The 25,074-nt window shown below is 58.4% G+C and carries 25 protein-coding genes; 14 read left to right on the plus strand and 11 right to left on the minus strand.

The features are described from left to right. Positions 1 to 2: 2 nt before the first annotated feature. Together B9Z43_RS13245 and msrP are read right to left on the minus strand one after the other, a co-directional pair. Positions 3 to 626, minus strand: a complete 624-nt coding sequence (locus B9Z43_RS13245) for a sulfite oxidase heme-binding subunit YedZ (protein ID WP_108326416.1) — start codon at positions 624 to 626, stop codon at positions 3 to 5. Beyond that, positions 626 to 1,621: a protein-methionine-sulfoxide reductase catalytic subunit MsrP gene (msrP, locus tag B9Z43_RS13250; protein ID WP_108326417.1), complete on the minus strand. Its 996-nt coding sequence runs from the start codon at positions 1,619 to 1,621 to the stop codon at positions 626 to 628. The genes B9Z43_RS13245 and msrP overlap by 1 nt, the downstream gene beginning before the upstream one ends. Before the next feature lie 83 nt (positions 1,622 to 1,704). Between msrP and B9Z43_RS13255 the strand changes: the two genes are divergently transcribed. Both B9Z43_RS13255 and B9Z43_RS13260 read left to right on the plus strand, forming a co-directional pair. Next, entirely contained in the window at positions 1,705 to 3,180 is a 1,476-nt protein-coding gene (locus B9Z43_RS13255) for an ATP-binding protein (protein WP_146183892.1), read from the plus strand. A gap of 45 nt (positions 3,181 to 3,225) precedes the next feature. Beyond that, positions 3,226 to 3,621 (plus strand): response regulator transcription factor, encoded by a 396-nt coding sequence (locus B9Z43_RS13260; protein ID WP_146183893.1) that lies wholly within the window; start codon positions 3,226 to 3,228, stop codon positions 3,619 to 3,621. A gap of 73 nt (positions 3,622 to 3,694) precedes the next feature. On the opposite strand, the gene ccsB is transcribed toward B9Z43_RS13260, so the two are convergent. The 3 genes from ccsB to B9Z43_RS13275 form a co-directional block, all read right to left on the minus strand. Further along, entirely contained in the window at positions 3,695 to 5,011 is a 1,317-nt protein-coding gene (gene ccsB / locus B9Z43_RS13265; RefSeq protein ID WP_108326420.1) for a c-type cytochrome biogenesis protein CcsB, read from the minus strand. After that, the gene (locus B9Z43_RS13270) at positions 5,008 to 7,125 is read right to left on the minus strand and encodes a cytochrome c biogenesis protein ResB (RefSeq protein WP_108326502.1); all 2,118 of its coding nucleotides are present in this window, start codon (positions 7,123 to 7,125) and stop codon (positions 5,008 to 5,010) included. Before B9Z43_RS13270 ends, ccsB begins: the two co-directional genes overlap by 4 nt. 178 nt (positions 7,126 to 7,303) lie before the next feature. Continuing rightward, positions 7,304 to 7,933 carry a cytochrome c gene (locus tag B9Z43_RS13275; RefSeq protein WP_108326421.1) on the minus strand — a complete coding sequence of 210 codons (630 nt, stop codon included), beginning with the start codon at positions 7,931 to 7,933 and terminating at the stop codon, positions 7,304 to 7,306. Positions 7,934 to 8,030: 97 nt separating this feature from the next. On the opposite strand from B9Z43_RS13275, the gene yihA reads away from it, so the two are divergent. Together yihA and B9Z43_RS13285 are read left to right on the plus strand one after the other, a co-directional pair. After that, positions 8,031 to 8,771 carry a ribosome biogenesis GTP-binding protein YihA/YsxC gene (gene yihA, locus B9Z43_RS13280; RefSeq protein ID WP_369910293.1) on the plus strand — a complete coding sequence of 247 codons (741 nt, stop codon included), beginning with the start codon at positions 8,031 to 8,033 and terminating at the stop codon, positions 8,769 to 8,771. A 49-nt stretch (positions 8,772 to 8,820) separates the two neighbouring features. Further along, a complete protein-coding gene (locus B9Z43_RS13285) occupies positions 8,821 to 9,771 on the plus strand; it encodes an alpha/beta fold hydrolase (RefSeq protein WP_233249973.1) in 951 nt (316 codons plus the stop codon). On the opposite strand, the gene B9Z43_RS13290 is transcribed toward B9Z43_RS13285, so the two are convergent. After that, positions 9,765 to 10,628, minus strand: a complete 864-nt coding sequence (locus tag B9Z43_RS13290; protein WP_108326423.1) for a lysophospholipid acyltransferase family protein — start codon at positions 10,626 to 10,628, stop codon at positions 9,765 to 9,767. The genes B9Z43_RS13285 and B9Z43_RS13290 overlap by 7 nt on opposite strands. Continuing rightward, positions 10,625 to 11,455, minus strand: a complete 831-nt coding sequence (locus B9Z43_RS13295; RefSeq protein ID WP_108326424.1) for a lysophospholipid acyltransferase family protein — start codon at positions 11,453 to 11,455, stop codon at positions 10,625 to 10,627. Before B9Z43_RS13295 ends, B9Z43_RS13290 begins: the two co-directional genes overlap by 4 nt. 192 nt (positions 11,456 to 11,647) lie before the next feature. Between B9Z43_RS13295 and B9Z43_RS13300 the strand changes: the two genes are divergently transcribed. From B9Z43_RS13300 to B9Z43_RS13315, 4 genes are all read left to right on the plus strand, one after another. Further along, entirely contained in the window at positions 11,648 to 12,301 is a 654-nt protein-coding gene (locus tag B9Z43_RS13300; RefSeq protein WP_108326425.1) for a helix-turn-helix domain-containing protein, read from the plus strand. Positions 12,302 to 12,429: 128 nt separating this feature from the next. Beyond that, the gene (gene groES, locus B9Z43_RS13305) at positions 12,430 to 12,717 is read left to right on the plus strand and encodes a co-chaperone GroES (RefSeq protein WP_019426307.1); all 288 of its coding nucleotides are present in this window, start codon (positions 12,430 to 12,432) and stop codon (positions 12,715 to 12,717) included. A gap of 43 nt (positions 12,718 to 12,760) precedes the next feature. Then, a complete protein-coding gene (groL, locus tag B9Z43_RS13310) occupies positions 12,761 to 14,413 on the plus strand; it encodes a chaperonin GroEL (protein ID WP_108326426.1) in 1,653 nt (550 codons plus the stop codon). Positions 14,414 to 14,522: 109 nt separating this feature from the next. Further along, a complete protein-coding gene (locus B9Z43_RS13315; protein WP_108326427.1) occupies positions 14,523 to 15,491 on the plus strand; it encodes a cupredoxin family protein in 969 nt (322 codons plus the stop codon). Between the two features lie 29 nt (positions 15,492 to 15,520). On the opposite strand, the gene B9Z43_RS13320 is transcribed toward B9Z43_RS13315, so the two are convergent. Further along, positions 15,521 to 15,970: an OsmC family protein gene (locus B9Z43_RS13320; protein ID WP_108326428.1), complete on the minus strand. Its 450-nt coding sequence runs from the start codon at positions 15,968 to 15,970 to the stop codon at positions 15,521 to 15,523. A 308-nt stretch (positions 15,971 to 16,278) separates the two neighbouring features. Here B9Z43_RS13320 and ilvA point away from each other — a divergent pair, with 308 nt between their 5' ends. After that, the gene (gene ilvA / locus B9Z43_RS13330; RefSeq protein WP_108326504.1) at positions 16,279 to 17,823 is read left to right on the plus strand and encodes a threonine ammonia-lyase, biosynthetic; all 1,545 of its coding nucleotides are present in this window, start codon (positions 16,279 to 16,281) and stop codon (positions 17,821 to 17,823) included. A 107-nt stretch (positions 17,824 to 17,930) separates the two neighbouring features. Here ilvA and B9Z43_RS13335 read toward each other — a convergent pair whose 3' ends face one another. From B9Z43_RS13335 to B9Z43_RS13345, 3 genes are all read right to left on the minus strand, one after another. Further along, on the minus strand, positions 17,931 to 19,700 hold the full coding sequence (locus tag B9Z43_RS13335; RefSeq protein ID WP_108326430.1) for an ATP-binding protein: 1,770 nt from the start codon (positions 19,698 to 19,700) through the stop codon (positions 17,931 to 17,933). After that, the gene (locus B9Z43_RS13340) at positions 19,697 to 21,445 is read right to left on the minus strand and encodes an ATP-binding protein (RefSeq protein ID WP_108326431.1); all 1,749 of its coding nucleotides are present in this window, start codon (positions 21,443 to 21,445) and stop codon (positions 19,697 to 19,699) included. The genes B9Z43_RS13335 and B9Z43_RS13340 overlap by 4 nt, the downstream gene beginning before the upstream one ends. A 211-nt stretch (positions 21,446 to 21,656) precedes the next feature. Further along, entirely contained in the window at positions 21,657 to 22,115 is a 459-nt protein-coding gene (locus B9Z43_RS13345; protein WP_108326432.1) for a type II secretion system protein N, read from the minus strand. Between the two features lie 21 nt (positions 22,116 to 22,136). Here B9Z43_RS13345 and gspG point away from each other — a divergent pair, with 21 nt between their 5' ends. Genes gspG through gspK form a run of 5 tightly spaced genes read left to right on the plus strand, consistent with a single transcriptional unit; the run spans position 22,137 to position 25,071 of the window. Then, a complete protein-coding gene (gene gspG / locus B9Z43_RS13350; protein WP_108326505.1) occupies positions 22,137 to 22,574 on the plus strand; it encodes a type II secretion system major pseudopilin GspG in 438 nt (145 codons plus the stop codon). After that, positions 22,549 to 23,022 carry a prepilin-type N-terminal cleavage/methylation domain-containing protein gene (locus tag B9Z43_RS13355; RefSeq protein WP_108326433.1) on the plus strand — a complete coding sequence of 158 codons (474 nt, stop codon included), beginning with the start codon at positions 22,549 to 22,551 and terminating at the stop codon, positions 23,020 to 23,022. The genes gspG and B9Z43_RS13355 overlap by 26 nt, the downstream gene beginning before the upstream one ends. Then, on the plus strand, positions 23,019 to 23,381 hold the full coding sequence (gspI, locus tag B9Z43_RS13360) for a type II secretion system minor pseudopilin GspI (protein ID WP_233249975.1): 363 nt from the start codon (positions 23,019 to 23,021) through the stop codon (positions 23,379 to 23,381). Before B9Z43_RS13355 ends, gspI begins: the two co-directional genes overlap by 4 nt. Beyond that, entirely contained in the window at positions 23,381 to 24,109 is a 729-nt protein-coding gene (locus tag B9Z43_RS13365; RefSeq protein WP_108326435.1) for a type II secretion system protein J, read from the plus strand. Before gspI ends, B9Z43_RS13365 begins: the two co-directional genes overlap by 1 nt. After that, positions 24,106 to 25,071, plus strand: a complete 966-nt coding sequence (gspK, locus tag B9Z43_RS13370; RefSeq protein ID WP_108326436.1) for a type II secretion system minor pseudopilin GspK — start codon at positions 24,106 to 24,108, stop codon at positions 25,069 to 25,071. Before B9Z43_RS13365 ends, gspK begins: the two co-directional genes overlap by 4 nt. Positions 25,072 to 25,074: the final 3 nt, after the last annotated feature.

Here is a 25,074-nt window from a genome sequence, read left to right on the forward strand (position 1 = left end):
GGCTATGCCGCAGGACGGCGCTTTGGCCAAGCACGCTGAAGCCGCCAGGCCAAGAGTGCCGCCAGCACCAAGGCATACACCAGCACCTCGTTGAAGTTGCTTTTGGCTGCACGCATCCAACAGAAATGCAACACCGCCAAGACCGCCACGCCGTACACCACGCGGTGCAGCGCTCTCCACCGCATACCGCCGAGCCAACGCACCGCACGGTTGAATGAAGTGGCTGCCATCACGCTCAGCAGCAGCCAGGCACACAAGCCCACCCAAATGAAGGGACGCTTGAGCACATCCAGGGCGATCTCTTGCAGATCCAAGCCCATGTCAAACAGGACATAACACGTCAGGTGCAGGCAGGCGTACAAATACGTCAACAAACCCAGCAGGCGACGAAACCGGGCCAGCTCTGGCCAACCCCATTGCACCCGCACGGGGGTGATGGCCAGCCCCAGACACAAGCCCCGCAAGGTCCAGTCGCCCGTGGCTCGAATCAAATACTCGGCCGGATTGGCCCCCAAGCCATCCTGCCAAGTGAGCCAGACCAGATGCAACAAGGGCATCAAACCCAGGCACAACACCAACCACCACGCAGGGCGCGTGAGCAGCAGTTTTCGACCCCACACGGGCATCAGAAGAATTTCTTCAAATCCATGCCCGCATACAGCTGACCCACCTGGGCTTCGTAGCCGTTGAACATCAGCGTTTTGCGCTTTTTGGCAAGCAAGCCGTCTTCACCAATGCGGCGCTCGGTGGCCTGGCTCCAGCGGGGGTGATCCACCAAGGGGTTCACGTTCGAATAAAACCCATATTCTTGTGGCGCGGCTTTTTCCCAAGACGATACGGGTTGCTTGTCGGTAAAACGAATCTTGACCAAGCTTTTGCCGCTCTTGAAACCATATTTCCAGGGCACCACCAGGCGCAGCGGCGCGCCGTTTTGCTTGGGCATGACTTCTCCGTACATGCCAAACGCCAGCAAGGTCAGCGGGTGCATGGCTTCGTCCATGCGCAAGCCCTCGACATAGGGCCAATCCAGCGCGCCGCCACGCACACCGGGCATGGTCTTGGGGTCAGCCTGGGTCACGAACTCCACAAACTTGGCACCCGGTTGCGGTTCCACACGGCGAATCAAATCCGCCAGCGAATAACCCACCCAGGGAATAACCATGGACCAACCCTCCACACAGCGCAGTCGGTAAATGCGCTCTTCCATCGCGCCCCACTTCATCAAGTCTTCCAGCGCGTAGCGGCCCGGTTTTTTCACCAAACCTTCGATCTCGACACTCCAAGGATCCGTCTTCAAAGTACTCGCCCGGCGAGCCGGATCGGACTTGTCGGTGCCAAATTCGTAGAAATTGTTGTAGGTGGTCGCGTCTTTGTAGGCCGTGGGCTTGTCCATCACCACCGCACCGGCCGCCGTGGAGGGTACAAAGCTCATGGCAGGCAAAGCCCCCGGACGAATGGTTTGCGCCCATGCTTCGCGCCCCACCCAGTCCGACAAGCCCAAGCCAGCTGCACCGAGCGCCATGCCGCGTATGATGCTTCTGCGGGAAAGGTAGACGCCCTGCGGGGTGATTTCACTGGCAACGGCATGGGCAAATCCAGCGTTGTTGGAACGGATGATCATGTGAACTTTCCTTGAACAATTCAAGACTTTTGCATTGTGCCGATTTCCCTTGCCCCTTGCAGCCTCTGTCAGAAAGCACTGCCTTGTTGATACATCCGGCCCACGAATTACTGGCACTGATTGTGATTGCCCTGCACACTGTGCTGCCATTGGGCACATGGGCCATGCTGTCAGGCTACCGAGACAGCCCTGCTCGCATCTGGTTGGCTGGCGTGGCTTGCTACAGCGTGGGGTTTTCGCTGTCTGCCCGCAATACCTTGGCCTACAGCGACACCAACGTCATCTTGCTGGCCGTGTTCTATTTGGCATCCAACTTGCTGATGCTGGAGGCCTTGGCCCGCGACCTTTACAGCTCACGCAGACCCTGGTGGATTCTGGGGGTGTGCGTGATGTTTGGGGGGGCATATTTCAGCGTCATCACATTCAAGGGCTTGTACCCCACCTGGGGCTTGGTGAGCCTGTCCAGCATGTTCTTGTTGTTTGCCGCTGCTGCCACTGTCCTGTCTTACCGCCTGATCCAGCGCCACCATACCCGCAGCCTTTACCTGATCATCACTGCCTTGCTGCTGCTGATGTCCGGTCACCTGCTGCGGCTGGGCATGATCGCTTCAGGCGCACCACCAGCCTCATTCCAGGTCGCTGCATTCACCTGGAACAGCAATTTTCTGGTGTTGAGCACGGTCCTGACCCTGATCTTGATTTCGTTTGGCTACTGGGGTTATGTGCTGGACAAAATGCGCCTCAAAACCCGCGAAGTGGAAGCCAAGCAACTGGCCGCAGAGATGCTGGCCCAGGAGTCGCAGCAGCTGGTCAAGGAGCGCGATCAATTGATGATGGTCAACGCCCGTGTTTCTGCCATCAGCAGCTTGTCGTCGTTCTCGGCCATGCTGGTGCACGACATCAGCCAGCCACTGCAGGCCTTGGAATTTGGCCTGTTCGAGCTGCAAACCCAGGCCACCCCCGGCAAAAGCGCCAACCAATTGCTGGGCAGCATCCATGATTTGCAAACCCTGTCCAGCAAAGCCGGAGAAATGGTCAGCCATCTGCGCCGCTTGATGGTTCAGGGACAAGACCACGTTTGTGCCATCAGCCCGCATTTGGCACTGCAGCCGATCTTGCCCATATTGAGAGCCGAAGCCCATCAGCGCAAGATCACTCTGACTTACCGCAACCAGTTGGCTGAAAATGACCTGGCGATGTCCAACGAGGTGATGTTGCAACGCATCGTCTTCAACACCGTGGGCAACTCATTGGATGCGCTGGAAAGCAAGGCCACCATTCAACCTGAAATCAAGGTGAGCGTGTTCTCGCAGATCAAGGACGACAAAAACTGGCTTGTCCTGCAAATTGAAGACAACGGCCCCGGCTTCAGCGACGAGCTTTTGGCGCAACTGGACGCCCCCATTCAAACCACCAAACCGCACGGCATGGGTTTGGGCTTGCTGTTGACCCAAAGCATGGTCCGCATGTGGGATGGGCAGACCGTCATCGGCAACCAACCGTCCGCCAAAAGCACAGGCGCCGTGGTTCAGCTTTGGCTAAAACTTACTGAATCCTGAAATTTACTTATACAATCCATTTTTGTTGATTTTATTGATTTAGCCGTGACCCAAACTGCCCTCATTGAAGTCGTCGACGACAACCCGGACATTCGGAGAATGTTGACGCTGGTGCTCAAAAGCCACGGCTTTGAGGTGCGTACCCATGAAAGCGCCGCAGCATTTCTTCAAGCCGAAGTCCCACAAGCACCGCGACTTCTCATTTTGGATGTACGCATGCCGGGCATGAGTGGCTTGGAATTGCACAAGCGTTTACAGGCTCAAGGCCTGAAGTTCCCGGTCATTTTCATGAGCGGAGAATGCCAGCCACACGAAACCACGGCGGCACAATCATCCACGGCTGTCGATTTTCTGTGGAAGCCCTTCAGCACACAGCAGTTGCTGCAAGCCATTGAGCGCGGTTTGCAGCTGCTGCCCACGCAGGCCTCAACGACGGGTTAAAACGCAAGCGCAGCATGAAAAAAGGCCCACTGTTTACACAGGGGGCCTTTTTTCGTGGTGCTGCTGAACGCCTTTACAGCGTCCCGTAGCTGTGCAAACCACTCAGGAACATGTTCACCCCCAAGAAGGCGAAAGTGGTCACCGCCAGGCCCGCCAAGGCCCACCATGCGGCCACCGTGCCACGCAAGCCCTTCATGAGGCGCATGTGCAGCCAGGCGGCGTAATTCAGCCAAACGATCAGGGCCCAGGTTTCCTTGGGATCCCAGCTCCAGTAGCCGCCCCAGGCTTCAGCCGCCCACAAGGCACCCAGCACGGTGGCAATCGTGAAGAAAGCGAAACCAACCGCGATGGACTTGTACATCACGTCGTCCAACACCTCGAGTGCGGGCAACTTTTCGGCAATGCGGCGGCGACCCAACAAGATGCCGGCAATGATCAACACGGAAACAGCGGCATAACCCAGCCAGTAGCTACCCCCCGCCTCGGCCGCCACACGCACACGGAAGGCGATCGGCACAAAACACAACGCCACACCCAACAACCAGATGGGGGTCAGCTTGTGCCAGCGGGTTTCGTGGGCCTGCTGCTTGATCAGGTAAGCAAAAGCCACCATCGCAGCCAGTGCAAAAGTGCCATAACCAATGAAGTTGGCAGGCACATGCAGCTTCATCCACCAGCTTTTGAGCGCGGGCACCAGCGGTTGGATGGCATGTGCTTCGCGTACCAGGGTGTACCACAGCAAAAAGCCCACGGCCGCGCTGACCACCAGCATCACGAACGCACCCAAAGCACGGGTTTGGTAATGGTCTTCGTAGTACAGGTAAAAGCCCGTGGTCATCCAGCAAAACATGACGAAGACTTCGTACAGATTGCTCACCGGGATGTGGCCAATGTCTGGGCCGAGCAAATAGCTTTCATACCAACGCACCATGGTGCCGATCAGCGCCAGCGCCACGCCCAGCCAAGCCATGCGAGAGCCCAGGGTTTCCAGTGAATGCCCTTGCCCTTTGGTGAACATGCCCGCCCAATAAAACACGGTGCTGATGAAAAACACCATGCTCATCCACAAAATGGCCGACTGGCTGGACAGGAAATATTTGAGCCAGAAGACCTGCTCGGCACGGGCCAGATCGCCTTGGTAGGCATAGATCGCCAGCAAGGACAAGACGGCCACCGCCAGCATCAGTGTGCGGGTGGATCGCCAAAACCAGGCCAGCGCCACAGCAGCGGGCACGCTGGCCAGCAGAATGCCTTGTTCGTACACATCCATCGCTTGGCTGTAGCGCGAAAAAGCCCACGCCACGCCCAGCACGGCCAACAGGGCAAAGCCCCAATCGGCCAAGCTGCGGCGGGAAAAATAGCCCGGATTCAAAGTCACTGTCGAAGTCATTTCATACTCTCTGGACGGCCTAGCAAACGGGTGGCCAATTGGTCAAATTCACGGTCAAGGTCCATGGTCTGGCGGTTGGACGACAAGGCCAAACTGGCATGCGCCCCATCGCCTTGCGCAGACAGCCAGACCCACAGGCGACGCTCACGCACGTAGAGCATCGCAAAAACGCCCAAAATCAGGAAGAGACAGCCCAGATAAACCACGTTTTTGCCGGGGGCTCTGGCCACCTGAAAAACACTCGCCTGGACATGCTTGAAGTCCTTGAGCATGAAGGTCATGGGTGCCGGGTAGAAAGGCGCATCACTGAGCGCCAGCACCGACTGGGCCATGAAGCCTTGGATCTTGTCTGAGGGCAAGGGCTTGGCGCGGGTCTGTTCGCGGGCCACCGTGTCAAGCTCGAGCAAGGCGCCATTCAAGATGCGCACAAACATTTCACCAGCACGGGCACGCTCAGCCTCGGGCACATTGGTTTCCAGAAAATCCGACAAGGCCTGCAGGCCCGCGACTTGCTGACCTTTGACCTTTTCCAAACCGGCAAACAAGCCCAAAGCGCGTGCCGCCGAATCGGCCAATTGGCGACTGAGGTCTGGGCGTTGCGGATCCACCGCCTTGAGGGCATAACGCTGCACCGCACGTTCACGCAAAGCGGCATCGGCCAAGGCCGCGCGCAAACGGATGAACCCCGTCAGCTCGCCGTTCTCGTCTGCAGGTGGACGCAGGTACCGGTAAGGCTCGCTGGGGTTCTCTCGCATGCCCAGCAAGAACACTGGCACGCCATCGCCCGTGTCCACCGGCGCCATGTAGTTGTTGTATTCACGCGCCTGCCCCGCACCATCGCGCAGCTTATAGCTGACGCTCGGCCCCACATTGCGCAACTCTTTGGTTTCGCTGGTTTTGTGTCCAGCGCCCATGCGTTGGTCGATCGCGCTGCGCAAATCCACCTTGCGCACATCGACGCCCTGGGCAGCACTGCCCGCCATGTTCTCGACGTTGATCACGCGCAGACCGGTGAACTCCAGGCGCATTTTGTCTTTGCCGTTGCTCAAATCGGTGCTGCTGCCAATGACGCCTTCCACGTCGAAAGGTGCTGTGGCCGCCGACATGGGGACCGCCTGAAGTTTGACGGTGGAGCCACCATCGTCAAAGCTGGACTGGTAAATTTCGATCCCTTTGTAATTGGCCGGATGGTTCACTTCGACACGGGCGTCTTGCTTGGCGCCCGTGGCTTTGTCGTGGATCACGATGTCGCTGGCAAACAACTTGGGCATACCGGTCGAGTAGTACTCGACAATGAATTTCTTGAGCTCGACCGTAAAAGGCAACTCTTGCAACAAGATGCCATCGGACTGGCTCAGGATGGCGGTGCTGGACGCGGTGTTCTCGGCCACCATCAAGTTGCCACGAAATGCCGGATTGCGCTCTGACAAGCGGTGCTGCGCGGGGACATCGGCGATCAAGCCACCGCCGTTGTAAATGGCTTTGCCGCCGAACCACATCTGGGCACGCACCATCAAATCGCCATCGAGCAAGCCGCCCACGCACACCAGCACGATGGCCGAATGCGCAGCGATGTAACCCAGTTTATTGGCCGCTCCGGTTTTGGCCGCGATCATCCAGCCTTGCCCCTGGGCCGTGTCACGCGACTGCAATTTCACCTTCCAGCCGCCGGTGGCCAGCAACTGGCCCAGGCGATGCGCCGCGGCTTCGGGCGTTTCATTCAAAACGCCTTCGGCTTTGTGATGGAAGGCCTTGAGGCTTTGCTCGCGGATGTTTTCCTTGTAGGACTTCAGGTCCGTCAGGATCTTGGGGGTGTTGCGGGCAATGCACAAACTGGTGCTGATCACCAAGAAAGCCAGGATCAGCAAGAACCACCAGGCGCTGTAGACCGAATGCAACTTGAGCGAGGCGAACACCTCGGCCCAGAAAGGCCCGAACTGGTTGATGTAATTGCCAGATGGCTCGTTTTGCTTGAGCACCGTGCCGATGACCGATGCGATGCAAATGATGGTCAACAGCGAAATCGCAAAACGCATCGACGACAGCAACTCCATCACGGCTTGCCAGCGAGGAGTGCCACGTTCGGATTCGGTGCTGGAGAAATCGATGGTCATGGTGCAGAAATGCGGGCAGCGCGCCACAGAAAAAGAAGAAAGGGCCAGAAACGACAAAGGCCGGAAAACCGGCCTTGTCAGTTCAAATGCACAGCCGGGTGACCGATTGTGACCGAGCCTCAGGTAGGGAGGCCGAAGGCCCCATCACCACCGGGGACAAGCCCCGAGGCCCAAGCGTTCAGCGCAGACCGGCCATGTAGTCGGACACAGCCTTGATTTCACGGTCGTTCATCTTGGCCGCGACCTGGGTCATCTGGATGCTGTTCTTGCGAACGCCATCGCGGAATTGGACCAATTGCGCGGCCGTGTAGTCAGCATGCTGACCCGAAACACGGGGGTACTGGGCAGGCATGCCGGCGCCATTGGGCGAGTGGCAGCTGGCGCAAGCGGCGATCTGACGGTCTGGAATGCCACCGCGGTAGATGCGCTCGCCCAAGGCCACGGTGTCCTTGTCCTTGGCAAAGCCGGGCTTGGCTTGCTTGGAGGCGAGCCAGTAGCTGATGTTGGTCATGTCCGCATCGCTCAGGCCAGCGACCATGCCGCTCATCACGGCATTGGCGCGTTTGCCCGATTTGAATTCATTCAATTGCTTGATCAGGTATTCGGGGTGCTGCTGAGACAGCTTGGGGTTGACCGGCGTGGTCGAATTGCCATCGGCGGCGTGGCAAGCCACACACATCGCAAAAGCGGCTTCACCTTTGGCCAGATCAGGCTTGGCGGCAGCAGGCGCAGGGCCGGCAGCCAATGCAGAACCCGCCACAACAACGGACAGGGTGGCAGACATCAGAACGGAAACAATTGACTTCATGGGCGTCGTCCAAAGGGTTGGAAGAAGGGGCGCAAAACCCAAGGATTCTACAATGAGGTCTGCGTCAGTTTCCTGACGACCCAAGGTCCCCCTATTTATGAGCTCCAGCCCCCGCGCCTCAACCCCCTCCCCCAAAGCTACAGCAGCGGCCCCCGCCGCTGTGACGCCCATGGGCTGGATGCACACGGCCCGTTTTCTGACCACCGCCGCGCAACTGCACCATTTGCCCGCGCTGGACACCCCCGAGATCGCCTTTGTGGGCCGTTCCAATGCCGGCAAATCCACCTGCATCAACACCCTGACGCAGCAAAAGCAACTGGCTTTTGCCTCCAAAAAACCCGGCCGCACCCAGCACATCAACCTGTTTGCACTGGGCAAACAGGGCATCACCGACGCTGTGCTGGCCGACTTGCCGGGCTACGGCTATGCCGCTGTGGCCAAGATGGACAAGCTGCGCTGGCAACAGGTCATGGCCAATTACCTGGTCAGCCGCGAAAACCTGATGGGCATCGTCATGATGTGCGACCCGCGCCACGGTCTGACCGAGCTGGACGACATCCTGCTGGAAGTCATCCGTCCGCGGGTGGAGCAAGGCCTGAAGTTCCTGATCATCCTGACCAAGGCCGACAAGCTCACCCGCGCCGAGCAGGCCAAAGCCTTGTCGATCGCGCGACTGCAAGCGGGCGGCGGTGAGGTCAAACTCTTCTCGGCCCTGAAAAAACAGGGCGTGGACGATGTGGCTCAGCTGCTGTGGGACTGGACGCACCCGAAAGACGGTGCACCGGCTGCCGCCCCTGCCGAGCCCCCTGAAGACGAACCCGAAGCGCTGGACGAGTGATCTGAGCAGGATCACAGCGGATCGCTTCATGGCATGGAGTGATCCCCTTTTGAATCCCAGCATCCAAACTTGGCAGCAAGCGCTGCCCCACGGCATCACCCTCAGTTGCAGGGCTTGCGGCGACACAGGCCGCCCCGTGTTGATGTTCTTGCATGGATTCCCGGAAGCTGCGTTTGTGTGGGACGAGCTGCTCGAACACTTTTCGCGGCCGGAAAACGGTGGCTACCGATGCGTGGCACCCAATATGCGCGGCTACGAACACTCCAGCGCGCCCACCGATGTGAAAGACTACCGCGCCAAATTTCTGGTGCAGGACATCGCGGCCCTGATCGACGCCGAATGCGGTCCCGATCAGCCCTTGGCCGCATTGGTGGCCCATGATTGGGGCGGCGCGGTGGCTTGGAGTGTGGCCAACGTGCACCCAAATCGCCTGCGCCAACTGGTGATCATCAATTCGCCGCATCCAGGCCCCTTCCTGAAGGCCTTGCAAAATGATCCCGTCCAACAAGCGGCCAGTGCATACATGCTTTTTCTGGTGCAAGCCGATGCAGCAGCACAACTGGCCGCCGACGACTTTGCCCAGCTGTTTGGTTTTTTGCGGGGTGACGACGCTCAACTGGGCGGCACGCACAGCCTGGCGGCCAAAGCCGCGCCATGGCTTACCCCGGAGATGGAGGCGCGCTATCGCCATGTCTGGCGCCAAGGACTGGACGGGAGCTTGAATTACTACCGCGCATCACCTCTGCGGCCGGCCTCAGAAACCGAGGACTTGATCTCCGGCATGGTGCTGCCCCCCGAGATCCTGCGCGTTGATGTGCCCACACTGGTGCTGTGGGCACAAGACGACATCGCTTTGGGGCCTGGCCTGAGCCAAGGTCTGGAGCAGCACATCCCGGATTTGAAAATTGTGCCGATTGACAACGCGACGCACTGGGTGGTGCATGAAGACGCCCAACGCGTGATCGCAGAAATCAGCCGCTTCTTGACGCCCGCTCAATAAAGACCGGGCTCGCCTTCAGGCCGGGTCTTGAAGCGCTTGTGCACCCAGTAGTATTGGGCCGGGTCCACCGCAATGTACCGTGCCAGCAACTCGTTCATGCGAGCGGTGTCGGCCTGAGCGTCATCACTGGGAAAGTTGACCCAAGGCTCGCCCACTTCGACGTCATAGCCCTGCGCAGTCAGCCGCGTGATCACTGGCACCACCTTCGCACCCACCAGTTTGGCCATGCGCGAAAGCGATGGCACCGTGGCCGCATTCACCCCCATGAAGGGCACAAAAATAGAATCTTCCGGTCCCAAATCCATGTCGGGCGACAAGTGCAGTCGCTCGCCGCGCTTGAGGCCCACGATGATTTTTCGAATGCCTTCATGACGGAAATACGGCTTGACACTGCCCCAGCGCTCGCGGCCTTGCCTGACCCATGCGTCCAACTGCGGATTGCTTTGGGTCACATAGATAAACGCTACAGGCTGCTTGGCATGCATGGCCACCGCCGTGCCACCTGCATCGAGGCCCACAAAATGGGGCGCGAACATCACCACGGGCTGGGCAGCATCCAGAGCCTGCGGCCCACCACACCAACGCAAGCGGGAACGCACCACCGATTCAGGGGCATGCCACAACCAGGCTCGGTCCATCAAGGACTGGCCGACCAGTCGAAAATGCGCACGTGCCAAGGCCAGGCGCTCGGCATGGCTGACACCCGGCATGCACAGCCGCAAATTGGTCAGCACGATATGACGGCGTGAGCGCGCCGTGCACCACAGCAGCCAACCCAAGGCACTGCCGACGGCTCGCACCCGCGACAAGGGCCAGCTGGACATCCAACGCATGCAGGCGATGAAAAAAGAAATCATGCGTCCTGCCTGGGCGATTTGTACCGGGCATAACCCCAGAGGTATTGTTGGGGGCAGCTCAAAATCACGCGCTCCATGGCCTGGTTGATTTGCACCACAGCCACATCCATATCGGCCGACAAATCGTGTCCCATGGATTGCGTGTGCACCAAGTAACCACGGCCCCAACTCAACCGCTCACCCCAGATCAGAACCACACGTGCGCCCGTTTGCGCCGCCAATCGGGCCGCCAAGGTCATGGTGTAAGCGGGCTTTCCAAAAAACGGCGCCCATTGGCCCATGCCTTCAGGCGGCACCTGGTCGGGCAGCAAACCTACGGCATGGCCTGCACGCAGGGCCTTGATCATCTGACGCACGCCTGCCAAGGTGGTCGGTACAGCCTCCAGCCCAGGGCGATTGCGTGCCTGCTCCATCACCTCACCCAGGCCCGCATGGCGCGCAGGGCGATACAGCACTGTCAACGGCCCGTACTGTCCACCGAAGCGCATCGCCAAAGCCTGCGCCGTGATTTCAAAACAGCCCATGTGGGGTGTCAAAAACAACACGCCTTTGCCCGAGGCATAGGCATCCACAGCGGCTTGGTCCTCGGCCCATTGCAAGGGCGCAGGGCGCCCCAGCCACAAACGGGGCAACTCGGCCGACATGCGACCGGCTTGGCCCACAGCGCCCAAAATGCAACGCCAACCCAAGCCAGCCTGGCGAACGTTGTCCAAAAATCGGCGACGGTAAGTGGGCGACAAAGCCCACGCCAGCCAGCCGCCCAGCCAGCCCATGGCATGCAGGGCCCACAAAGGCCAAAGCGAAAAGAAACGAAACCATCTCAACATGGGGTGATTTTGCCCTGAACTGACACGGGTCCGGACATCACACCGACCAAGCTTGCTCGCCAAGCGCCATCTACCGGTTTTAGACGGCGAACTACCGGTTCCACACCCACACCAAGGCGCCAAGGCTCCATATCATCAAAACAGGTAAATGCTTCAAAGACATCATTTCCACCCACGCACCGAGGAAGCCACATGAAAAACGACAAACTGTCCCCCACTTACTTCAGCACCAGCGAGGTCGCCAAGTACCTGGGGCTGTCCGTGGGAACCGTGCAACGCATGGTCGAAACCGGTGCACTCCAAGCGTTTGTGACCCAGGGCGGCCATCGGCGGATTTTGTCGGCATCACTCCAGCAGTTTTGCCAAACGCGGGGTTTTGCCAGCCCCCCCACGCCAGCAGCATCTGCGATGATTTGCATCTTGCATGCGAGCGACCAGATCACGAGCACACTCACACAACTGAGCCAGTGGTCTGAGGTGAAAGTGATCACACAGCCCCTGGACCTGATGGGGATTCAACGCCCCATCAGCGCGCTGTTCATCGATGCCCGCATCGCCTGGGTCCATGATGCGCCCATGCACCTGCAAGAGACGACGGCTCGCGACGCGCACATCATCATTTACAACAGCAGCGCCATGCCCCCTGGCAGCGCTTTGCGAAACGCCAGCCATGTGTCACAGGTGCCCAGCGACATCAGCCCCGACCTGGTATTTGGCTATTTGCTGGGCACCACCGAGCACCACCCGCATCAGACTCAGGCGCTCCACCCCACATCGACACCCACCCTGAGCACCCCTGCTCAGCCGGTTCAGATTCAGAGCCCTGCCAAACAGCGAACCCCTTGAAATGCGCTCAAAAGGCCTTATCATTAGCACTCGATGGAGTTGAGTGCTAACAATACCCCTCCTCAGAGTCAATGAGCACTTATTCGGTGCTTTCGTTTTAAAAACTTGTTTCAAATCCAGGAGATTCCATGAAACTGCGTCCTTTGGGCGATCGCGTGATCGTCAAGCGTATCGAAAGCGAAACCAAAACAGCCTCGGGCATCGTGATCCCCGACTCGGCTGCAGAAAAGCCTGATCAAGGTGAAGTCTTGGCCGTCGGCCCAGGCAAGACCAACGACAAAGGCGAGACCAAAGCCCTGAGCGTGAAAGTCGGCGACCGCGTGTTGTTCGGCAAGTACAGCGGCCAGACCGTCAAGGTCGGTGGCGATGAGCTGTTGGTCATGAAAGAAGAAGACCTGTTCGCCGTTGTCGAATAAGTCGCACTTTCTCACTTTTTAAATACATTCAGGAGCTATTCACATGGCAGCAAAAGACGTAATTTTCGGCGGCGAAGCCCGCGCACGCATGGTTGAAGGCGTGAACATTTTGGCCAACGCGGTCAAAGTGACTTTGGGCCCAAAGGGTCGTAACGTGGTTCTGGAGCGCTCGTTCGGCGCCCCCACCGTGACCAAGGACGGTGTGTCCGTGGCCAAGGAAATCGAACTCAAAGACAAGCTGCAAAACATGGGCGCACAGATGGTCAAGGAAGTCGCTTCCAAGACTTCTGACAACGCTGGCGACGGCACAACGACTGCCACCGTTTTGGCTCAAGCCATCGTCCGCGAAGGCATGAAGTACGTGGCCGCGGGCATGAACCCGATGGATCTGAAGCGCGGCATCGACAAGGCTGTTACAGCCCTGATCGAAGAGCTGAAGAAGGCCACCAAAGCCACCACCACCAGCAAAGAAATCGCCCAAGTCGGTTCGATCTCTGCCAACTCTGACACCAGCATCGGCGAGATCATCGCCAACGCCATGGACAAAGTGGGCAAAGAAGGCGTGATCACTGTGGAAGACGGCAAGTCTTTGAACAACGAACTCGACGTTGTGGAAGGCATGCAATTCGACCGCGGCTACCTGTCGCCTTACTTCATCAACAACCCAGAAAAGCAAGCCGCTTTGTTGGACAACCCCTTCGTGTTGTTGTTCGACAAGAAGATCAGCAACATCCGCGATCTGCTGCCCACACTGGAAGCTGTTGCCAAAGCTGGCCGTCCTCTGTTGATCATTGCCGAAGAAGTCGAAGGCGAAGCCTTGGCCACTTTGGTGGTCAACACCATCCGTGGCATCTTGAAGGTCGTGGCTGTCAAGGCTCCAGGCTTTGGCGATCGTCGCAAAGCCATGTTGGAAGACATCGCCATCTTGACCGGCGGCAAAGTGATCGCTGAAGAAGTCGGCCTGACCCTCGAAAAAGTGACTTTGGCCGATCTGGGCCAAGCCAAGCGCATCGAAGTGGGCAAGGAAAACACCATCATCATCGACGGCGCTGGTGCAGCTGGCGACATCGAAGCCCGCGTCAAACAAGTTCGCGTGCAAATCGAAGAAGCCACGTCTGACTACGACCGCGAGAAGCTGCAAGAGCGCGTGGCCAAGTTGGCTGGCGGTGTGGCCGTGATCAAGGTCGGCGCTGCCACCGAAGTCGAAATGAAAGAGAAAAAAGCCCGCGTGGAAGACGCCCTGCACGCCACTCGCGCTGCTGTGGAAGAAGGCATCGTGGCTGGTGGCGGCGTGGCTCTGCTGCGTGCTCGTCAAACGGCTGGCACCATCAAAGGCGACAACGCTGACCAAGACGCCGGTATCAAACTGGTGTTGAAAGCCATCGAAGCGCCTCTGCGCGAGATCGTGTACAACGCCGGTGGCGAGCCATCGGTGGTGGTGAACGCTGTGTTGGCTGGCAAAGGCAACTACGGCTTCAACGCTGCCAACGACACCTACGGTGACATGATCGAAATGGGTATTCTGGATCCTACAAAAGTGACCCGTACTGCTTTGCAGAACGCCGCTTCTGTGGCTTCTTTGATGCTCACCACCGAGTGCATGGTGTCCGAAGCTCCGAAAGACGAAGCTGCTGGCGGTATGCCCGACATGGGTGGTATGGGCGGCATGGGTGGTATGGGCGGCATGGGCATGTAACAAGCCCCTGCCTGTCATCCCGGACGCGATCCGGGATCCAGACGCCAAAGCCCCACGAGAAATCGTGGGGCTTTTTTCTTGTCCGTACACTTCATGGATTGGAGACGACATGACCACTGCATCCTTTCAACACCAGCACGGCGCGATGCTGCTCAAGTACTCGGGCATCAGTTTCATTTCAGGGGCCGTCAACCACGGCTTTTTCAGCGGCGAGCGCTCGCTCTGGACAGCGGCAATTGGCATCGTGCTGTTCGTGCTGGGCGCCTGGCTGGAACACCGACTGACCGGGCCCAAGGGCACCACCGAACGCACCAGCCTGCTTCAAACCCTGGTGCTGGGCTCCTTGCTGTCAATCGGTTTGGGCTTTTTCACCGGCGGTCTACAGCACTTTCCGGACTCCCCGGCCCGCAGTGCCTGGGTGGTGCCACTGGGCTTCATCGTGTCCGTGCTGGCCTTGGCCTTGAGTGCACGCCGTGCATGGCAACGCGCTGCAACGGTTTATGTGCTGGTGCTGGGCGCTCTGGTGAGCGCTGGCAGCTATGGCGCGTCGCAATGGCTGCAAGGCCACCCCGACTGGGCAGCCACCGGCCACAGCCACGGCGAAACCACAGACGCCACAAGCCATGAGACAGCACTGCAAGCCCTGGTGGTGACACGCAGCATCGCGGTGCGCATGGACGACCAGATGCGCTTTAGCCCTTCATCGATTGCCGTGCAAGCGGGCGAGACCATCCGCTTTGTGGTGCACAACGCAGGCGCAACCGCCCATGAAATGGTGCTGGGCAGCGCGCAAGAAATTGCAGCCCACGCGCAAGGCATGAAGCTGGCTGCCGGCGCCAGCAACGATGGTCATCACGAACACGGACAGGGCGTGGAAATCACCGTGGCCGCCGGCCAAACAGGCGAGTTGGTGGTGCGTTTCACTGCCGCAGGAACGGTGGAAATGGCATGCCTGATTCCGGGCCACTACGAAGCCGGCATGCGCGGCAAGGTTGAAGTGAGCCAGGCTGCCGCGCCCGTCGCCCACACACCTGCAAGACCTGCTGCAGTCAACGACCACCGCGGCCACACACACTGAGCCCCTCCCGCTCGGTGGGGCATCCGCACTCAGGCTTCGACGATGTCGAAGCTGGTGGTGATGTCTGCGGTTTTGCCCAACATGATGCTGGCCGAGCAGTACTTCTCGTGGCTCATGGCGATGGCACGCTCCACCGCGCTGGCCGGTACGCCTTTGCCGGTGATGGTGAAGTGCATGTTGATCTTGGTGAACACCTTGGGGTCCACTTCGGCGCGTTCGCTGCTCAGCTTGACGCTGCAGCCACGCACATCGTGGCGACCGCGCTTGAGGATCAAGACCACGTCATACGCCGTGCAACCACCAGTCCCGGCGAGCAGCGTTTCCATCGGACGGGGCGCCAGATTCTGGCCCCCGTTTTCAGGTTTGGCGGCGTCCGGTGCGCCGTCCATGGCGATGACATGGCCCGAGCCGGTTTCGGCCAAAAAGCCCATGCCTGAGCGGGTTCCGGCCGCGCCGGTCCAGGTGACTGTGCAATCCATGTTGTTTTCCTTGTGCTGAGCGCCTTGCGAACGACGTCCGACAAAGCATTGGGCATGGATCGTAAACGGATTTCCCGCACTGGCTTTACATGTTTTTGCAATTTGAGCGCGCCAACTTGCTGCAATGCAACAAAAACACCGCTACAATTTCGAACATGCGTGCTTTTTTGCATGCACCTTTTGTCTCCTCCACCCTCCGAAAAGGTGGATTTGCCCCGAACCGCAAGGATCGGGGCATTTTTTTTGGCCCGTTATCATCAGGGTCACACTGATTGAATGCTGCGCCCTTGTGCCGCATGCCGCCTGCGATGACCAAACACCTCAAACCTGCCGACTACCTCAAGAAAATCCTCAACGCCAAGGTCTATGACGTGGCGACCGAGTCGGCGCTGGAGACCGCCAAAAACCTGTCCCGCCGCCTGCACAACAAGGTGCTGCTCAAGCGCGAAGACCAGCAGCCTGTCTTCAGCTTCAAGCTGCGCGGCGCGTACAACAAGATGGCACACCTGACGCCTGAGCAGCTCAAGAAGGGCGTGATCTGCGCCTCGGCAGGCAACCACGCCCAGGGCGTGGCGCTCAGCGCCAGCAAGCTGGGCACCCGCGCCGTGATCGTGATGCCCACCACCACACCGCAAGTGAAGATCGATGCGGTCAAAGGCCTAGGCGGCGAAGTGGTGCTGTTTGGTGACAGTTATTCGGACGCCTACAACCACTCGGTGCTGCTCGAAAAGAAGCAAGGCCTGACCTTTGTGCACCCCTTTGACGATCCGGACGTGATTGCCGGTCAAGGGACCATCGCCATGGAAATGTTGCGCCAGCACCAGGGCCCACTCGATGCGGTGTTTGTCGCCATCGGCGGCGGCGGTCTGATCAGCGGCGTGGCCAACTACATCAAAGCCGTGCGCCCCGAAGTCAAAGTCATCGGTGTGCAGATGAACGACTCGGACGCCATGATCCAGTCGGTCAACGCCAAAAAGCGTGTGACCTTGCCCGATGTGGGCCTGTTCTCGGACGGCACCGCCGTCAAGCTGGTGGGCGAAGAAACCTTCCGCGTCTCGCGGGCCTTGGTCGACGAATACATGACCGTGGACACCGATGCGGTCTGCGCCGCCATCAAGGACATTTTTGTGGACACCCGCTCGATCGTGGAGCCCGCAGGCGCGCTGGCCGTGGCCGCGATCAAACAATACGTGGCCCAACACAAAACGAAGGGCGAAACCTACGCCGCGATCTTGTGCGGCGCCAACATGAACTTTGACCGCTTGCGCTTTGTGGCCGAACGTGCCGACGTGGGCGAAGAAAAAGAAGCCTTGTTTGCGGTCACGATTCCCGAAGAGCGCGGCAGCTTCAAGCGCTTTCTGGAACTGATCGGCAGCCTGCCTGGCGGCCCGCGCAATGTGACCGAGTTCAACTACCGCATGAGCGATGCCGACAAGGCCCATGTGTTCCTGGGCCTGAGCACGCATGGCAAAGGCGAGAGCACCAAGATCACCGCCAACTTCAACAAACAAAAATTTGCGGCCATCGACCTGACCCACGACGACCTGGCCAAAGAACACATCCGCCACATGGTGGGCGGCCATTCCGCCTTATCGCAAGACGAGCGCCTGCTGCGCTTTGTGTTCCCCGAGCGTCCCGGCGCCTTGCTCAAGTTCCTGAGCCTGATGCGCCCGGGCTGGAACATCAGCTTGTTCCACTACCGCAACCAGGGCGCCGACTACGGACGCATCCTGGTCGGCCTGCAAGTGCCACCCAAGGACGACAAGGCCTTTGCCAAGTTCCTGGATGCGTTGGGGTATCCGTACGCGGAAGAGACGCTCAATCCGGCATACCGGATGTTTTTGCGCAGTTGATGCTCAGGGCAAGGCGGGCAACACGCATCAAAGATCGCGTGTGCACCCATCCCCGCATGAGGGTTGGTGTCCTGTGGATGAGCACACCTGCAGCCGGAGTCTGAGAATCAAGTCGCGTTGTCACTCAAATTCATTTTTGATTTCAAAACCCGGTCAATGGATGCAAGCAAGACATTCGCTTGAAATGGCTTGAGAATGACGTCGTTCAAACCTGCCGCACGAAAAACTTCCAAATCAACCAGATTGACGTTGGCTGTCAAACCAATGATCTCCAACTCTTGACCACCCAGCGCTCTGGCCCTGATCACACGCGTCGCTTCGGTCCCATCCATCACAGGCATGACCATGTCCATGAACACCAGATCGACTTTCTGAGCCTCAAGTTGACGAATGGCTTGTGCGCCATTTTCCGCCTCCAATACCTCACAAAAAGGCCAAGCATTCATCAACACCTGCTTGACCAAAAGACGGTTGACCAAATGGTCATCCACAACCAAAAACCGCCAGACATGGCCTGCTGAAGCAATGGTGTTGTGCAACGGCGAAAGTTCCGTGCGCAGCGGAGCGCCCTGTTCCAGCAAAGGCAAGTCAAACCAGAACGTCGAGCCCACGCCAAGCGTGCTGTCAAAGCCCATCTCACCGCCGAGCAGCTCCGTCAATTTTTTGGAAATTGACAAGCCCAGTCCATTGCCGCCAAACCGCTGCTGGATGGTTTCATCGGCTTGGCTGTATCTCTGGAAGATTTTCGGTTTTTGCGCATCGGTGATGCCAATGCCGCTGTCTTCCACAGAAAAGCGAACGCCTTGACTGCATTGCTCCACCCGCAGATGGACATGTCCTTGGTGAGTGAACTTGATCGCATTGCCCAACAAATTGACAAGGATTTGCATCAAGCGATGCCGATCGGTCAAAACCCACTGGGGTACGTCATCGGCAACATCACAAGCATATTCGACTGCGCCGTCTTCAAGCCGCAAAGAAAACAACTCGAAAGCATAGTGAACAAGCTCGCGCAACTCGAACTTCTCCGCATGCGCTGACAAGCGCCCTGTGTGCAATTGGGAGTAATCCAGGATGTCGTTGATGACGGTCATCAAGTGCTCTGCCGAGTGCTCTGAGTGCTTGAGGATTTTGAGCAAACCCGGATGGTCCTGAAAATGTGCGGTCAATAAAGCCGTGAAACCCATGATGGCGTTCATGGGCGTTCGCAATTCGTGGCTGATGGTCGAGATGAATTGCTCCCGCATCTTGGAGATGTGCTCCAACTCAAAACGCTTTTGCGTCAACGCCTCGTTGTGTTGCTGCGTGATTTTCAAAGCATCTCGGCTCATCCACTCATAAAGAACAGGCACGACCGTCAGAAACACAGTCAGCACGAGATAAGTCACCAAAGACGTGTACGCGTAGCCGTTCGACAAATCCAATGGTTCAAACACCCACCCATGCGGGGTCATGAGCCCTACAGCCATTTGAGCAGCCAAGGTGATCAATAACCAAGCATAGCCAGCGAGACGACTGATCACAAAAAAAGGCGTGAGAGGCAACACCAGAGACCAAGTCAGCTGTGGCGAATAAATCCCCCCGGTTTGCGAGACGCCGTACAAGAAAAGGATCAAGCCTAGAAACGAGGCCAGATGAATGCCCAGATGGATCGACAGGCCATGAGTGCCCCCCACCATCAACGCGATCAGTGCACACGCATATAACAAAGGATAAAGACAGCCATTGGAATAAGGGTTCACCACGGCATAAACAAGCATGAGGCCAATCAAGGCCAATGCGAGCACATAAACATAAGGATTCTTTCCTGTCCTGAACGCCTCAGGCATCCAAGGCAGAAATGCCTGAATGAAAGCATTTTGTCCAGGCGTCTTCATAAGCACCTCTCGGGATAACGCTGGCGTAAAGCTCGTGAAATGATGGACACCATCAATTTCTCATCCATGGGCTTGGTCAGCACATCACACATACCCGCATCGAAGCAACGATGGCGTTCATGCGACTCCACATTGGCCGTAAAGGCGATGATGGGCATCTGCGCCACAGCAGCCTTACCATGCGCGCGCAAACGACCCGTCAGCTCAATGCCGTCAATGTCCGGCATGACCATGTCCACCAAAGCGACATCAAAGCAGGAATGCTCAACGGCTTTGAGCGCCTCTGTGGCACTCAAACAACTGACGATGTCGATTTGAGGCCAAGCTTTTGCCAATTGGATTTCGGCCACCATCAAATTGATTTGGTTGTCATCCACCAGCAGCAAACGAAACGCGGTATCCGAGGGGATGGCTCGAACCTCATCGTCGGTTGCCGTCAAAGATGAACCGGCGGTCACCTCTTGCAACGGTATTTGAAGCCAGAAGGTCGAACCGAACCCTTCATGACTGCTCACCCCAATGGTTCCACCATGGAGATTGACCAAGCCGTCACAAATGGCCAAGCCCAACCCCGTTCCGCCATATTTCCGGTTGGTCTCAAGGTCTGCGCGCTCAAATCTTTTGAAAATTCGACTTTGCATGTTCTCGGCTATGCCACGCCCTGTATCACTGACCTCCACTCTCAGCCACGGCCCTTGACGCCCCCACTTCAGGACCACCGCACCCGATGCCGTGAATTTGATGGCGTTGCCCAGCAAGTTGTCCACGATTTTTTTGAACTTTTTATCGTCGAGCAAAATTCGCGCCGGGAAGTCGTTTGCAGCCAGCAGCATCAACTCAATCCCTTTGAGTTTGGCCGCCAACTGCCAAGGCGCACTGGTCTGCTCCAGAAGCGCTGTCACATCGCAAGGGCTGGGGTGCAATTGCATTTTTCCAGCTTGTAGTTGCGAAAAATCCAGGACATCGTTGACCAGACCCAGCAACTGATGCGTTGCATCATGGATGTGATCGACTGTCGGGATCATGCTGGAATCACGTCCCATCTGATCGCGCAATACGCCGTTAAAACCGAGAATGGCATTCATGGGCGTTCTCAGCTCATGTCCGACAGAAGCCACAAATTCATCGCGCAGATTCTGAATGTGGACCAAGGCCTCATGCGTGCTCTTCAGTTGAAGATTGCTCTCTTGCAGTTGACGCATTTGCAAGGAATGCAAATAGTCATACATCTGTACACCCACCATCAACAAAAGGGTCAGCACTGAAACCGTCAGAAAACCCCAGTTGTAATGGTCAAAAACATGTGCATTGCTGCCGGAGATCCAATGGTTGACGGTGAGGTAATGCAAGGCCAAAAAGCATGCAAGGGTCATGCAAAACCAGAAAATTGTTCCTCGCAGTCCGATCAAGAGCAAAGCGACGACAGACAAAGCGGTGGGCCACATCAGCGTCACTGAATTGATACCGCCGGTTTGTGCCGCAATCAAAAAGATGGTCAACAGGCTCGAACCGATCAACAAATTGGCGACCACTTCGTAGCACCTGGGCCAATAAACGAATGGCAGGCACAGCGCCAAGAAAATACTCAGGCGAAAATTCAAGGCAGCGTCGTACGGCAGTTCAACCAACAAGCCAAAAAGAAACGAGGTCCCACCGATCAGCACCAAGCAGACCAGCAACATTTCTGCACGAGCGAAAGGCAACCTCCACAGTTGACAAAACCGCCGAACAAACCCCAAACGCATAACCACCCTTTTAAATTTATTTTAATTAAAAATTTATACTTTTTTGTCAGTATCTCAGATTTTTGACTTACTTCAAAAGAATACCCCTTCAAACCAAAAAGGGGCGCGTGATGCCTCTGGCCGCGACAAGCAGGCCGACCGGTCAATCACACGGTATGGCGATGATCAAGAATTGAACTGCACGCAGGCCTGCGGCCCAGCAGGCAAAGGCTCAGGGCGTTGCACCCTGGCGCAATGAAATATCCCGCAAAGTGGGGCCTGTCATGCTTGCCCCTAACAGGGCTCGCTTGGGACTGAGGCTCTGCAAAACCAAGCCTTCGCCCACGGCTTGCCCCACACGATAGGGCTTGGGCGCCTGACCATCCAGGGCGATCAAGGCGCTGCCCTGCCCTGAAAGACTGGCAATGACCCCCACCAACTGAACTCGAGGGGCATCTGTTTCAGCCGTCACATTGGCCGCGCTCACACCCAACGCTCGGGGCAATTGCCCGACCGCAGGCACTGAAGTCTCGTTGGGCGCCAATGGGGTCGACACACTCGACGATGCCGATGCGAAGGGGAGATGCCAAAACCAATAGCCCGCGCCCAGTGCGGCAGCACACCAAAGCAAGCCCGTCAGCAAGGGGGCAAGGCTCAGCCGAAGAGCGCTCAAGTGGCGAATGGAGGTCATGCGCAGATTATGATGGATGCCATGCAAAACTCACTGTCTCACCGCTCACGTCGCCAGCGCGGCTTCACCCTGATCGAACTGATGGTGGTGCTGGCCATCATCGGCGTTTTGGCGGCATTGATCGTACCCAACGTCCTGGGCCGGGCTGACGATGCTCGCATCACCGCCGCCCGCACCGATGTGGGTAACCTGATGCAAGCGCTCAAACTCTACAAACTGGACAACCAGCGCTTCCCCAGCAGCGAGCAGGGCCTGAAAGCATTGATCACCAAACCAGCCACCGAGCCTGTGCCCGGCAACTGGAAGCCTTACCTGGACAAACTGCCCAACGACCCATGGGGCCGCGCTTACCAGTACATGAATCCCGGCATCAAAGGCGAGGTGGATGTGCTGTCCTTTGGGGCTGACGGTCAAGCCGGCGGCGAGGGCAACAATGCGGACATCGGCAGCTGGCAATAAGCGGCACAGCCCCCCTGCAGCCCAAGGCTTCACCCTGCTGGAATTGCTGGTGGTGGTGGCGCTCATCGCCATCGCCACAGCGGGCGTGAGCCTGTCCCTGCGCGACAGCGCCGACAGCGCCCTGGAGAGGGATGCCACGCGCCTGACCGCGCTGCTGGAAACCGCACGTGCGCAAGCCCGCGCCAGTGGCCTGCCCGTGGTCTGGCGAAGCACACCGACGGGCTTCGTGTTCGAAGGCCTGCCGCCCCCGGGTCTGCCCCAAAGATGGCTCAGCGAGACCACCCGCGCCACATCCAGCCAGCCTGTGGTGTTGGGGCCTGAGCCGATGATTCCACCGCAAAGCATCGCACTCACACCGGCCCAAGGGCCATCGCTCACCCTCTGGATCAGCAGCGATGGGCTCAGGCCGTTTCGTGTGCAACGCAGCCCTGGATGGACAAGCCCATGACCCGCACGTCCGCGCGAGGTTTCACCTTGATCGAAGTCCTGGTCGCGCTGGGCATTGTGGCTGTGGCCTTGCTGGCAGGACTCAAGGCCACGGGCTCACTCAGTCGCAACGCAGACCGGCAGACTTTGAGCATGTTGGGCCAGATGTGCGCCGACAACGAACTGATCCGCTTGCGCCTGCGCAGACAGCTGCCCGACACAGGCAACAGCCAGGTGGAATGCACGCAAGCTGGACGGGCCATGCAGGTGGAGATGCAGGTCAAAACCACACCAAACCCCAACTTCCGGCGGGTGGATGCCAGGGTGCTCAGTCAAGGGGAATTTGTACTGCAGGTCTCGACGGTGATGGGGCGCAACTGATGAACCCCAAACACAGGCACTGCGCTAACACCGGATGGCGGCGCTTTGTTCGCCCGGCCAAGTCGCATGGATTCACCCTGATCGAGGTGCTGGTGGCCATCAGCGTGATGGCGCTCATGTCGCTCATGGCCTGGCGTGGGCTCGATGGCATGCTGCGCGCGCAAAGCGGCATGCAAAGCCGTGCCGACGACATTCGCACCCTGCAAGCAGGTCTGGCCCAATGGCAAACCGATCTGGACCAAATGAGCGAGCTGCCAGGCACGTCCAGCTGGGACTGGGATGGTCAAGTCTTGCGCCTAACCCGCCGCGCCAACGCCTCCGATGAAGCCATCCAGGTGGTGGCATGGACTTGGCGGGGCAACCCTGCCCGCACAGGCGGCGGCGACTGGCAACGTTGGCAATCCACCCCCATGACCTTGCGCTCTGACTGGCAAAACGCCTGGGCACTGGCCGGACAATGGGGGCAGACCTCGACCGAGGCCACACGCAACGGCCAAGTGCAGATCCACCCGATGGCAGCCTGGCAAATCTTCGTCCACCGTGGCGGCAGCTGGACCAACCCTTTGTCCAGCGATGCGGTCAATACCGGCAACGCCTCGCCTGCCCCCATGCCCGGCAGCACACCCGATGCTGTGCGCCTGATTCTGACCCTGCCCCAAGGGCCTGTCGGCGCAGGCACACTGACGCTGGATTGGGTGCGCCCCACCTTGTCAGGTGGTGCGACATGAAGGCGCAAAAAGGCGCAGCCTTGCTGGTGGCCATGCTGACCGTGGCCTTGGTGGCCACCCTGACCAGTGCCGCCTTGTGGCAGCAATGGCGACAAGTCGAAATCGAGTCGGCAGAGCGCAGTCGCAGCCAAACCGCTTGGATGATGACCGGCGCCATGGACTGGACACGACTGATCCTGCAAGAAGACGCCCGCGCTCAACAAGGCGGCATGGTCGACCACCTGGGTGAGCCTTGGGCTTTGCCAGTCCAGGAATCGAAGTTGTCCACCTTTTTGTCGCAAGATCAGAAATGGCAAGAAGGCGACGCCGACGTGTTTTTATCGGGCTACATCAACGATGCACAATCGCGCTTGAATGTGCGCAACCTCGTGGACAACGGCAAGATTTCCGTACCCGAACTGGCGATTTGGGTGCGGCTGTTTGAACGCCTGAGCTTGCCATTGAGCGAACTGGAGAGCCTGGCTCGTCAGTTGCCTCTTGCACTGACCAACGCCAGCACATCGCCCACGGGAAAACCTACAGCAACAGGTCCCCTGATGCCCCACCGCAGCGCACAACTGGTCTGGCTGGGCCTGAGCCCAAGAACCCTTTCTGTGCTCGACCACTTCATCACCGTGCTGCCCGAGCCCACGCCCATCAACCTCAACACGGCACCCGCCGAAGTCCTCATGGCCTGCGTGCCCGGGCTTGACCTGGCGGGCGCCCGGCAATGGGTGAGCCAGCGTGAGCGTGCGCACTGGAGCAGTCTGGACGCCGCCCGCCAAGCCCTGGGCCCTTTGGGCAGACGACTCGACGACAAGCGCCACAGCGTCCAGAGCAATTACTTTGAAATCCATGGCCGCATGCGCATCGACCGTGTCGTGCAGCAAGAGCTGGCACTGGTCAAACGGGAAGGCACCCAGGTGCGCATGTTGTGGCGTGTGCGCTCCCCATGGATCGCCCCTGTGGCGCCCCTACAATGAACC

Source organism: Limnohabitans sp. MMS-10A-192, assembly GCF_003063335.1.
Classification (GTDB): domain Bacteria; phylum Pseudomonadota; class Gammaproteobacteria; order Burkholderiales; family Burkholderiaceae_C; genus Limnohabitans_A.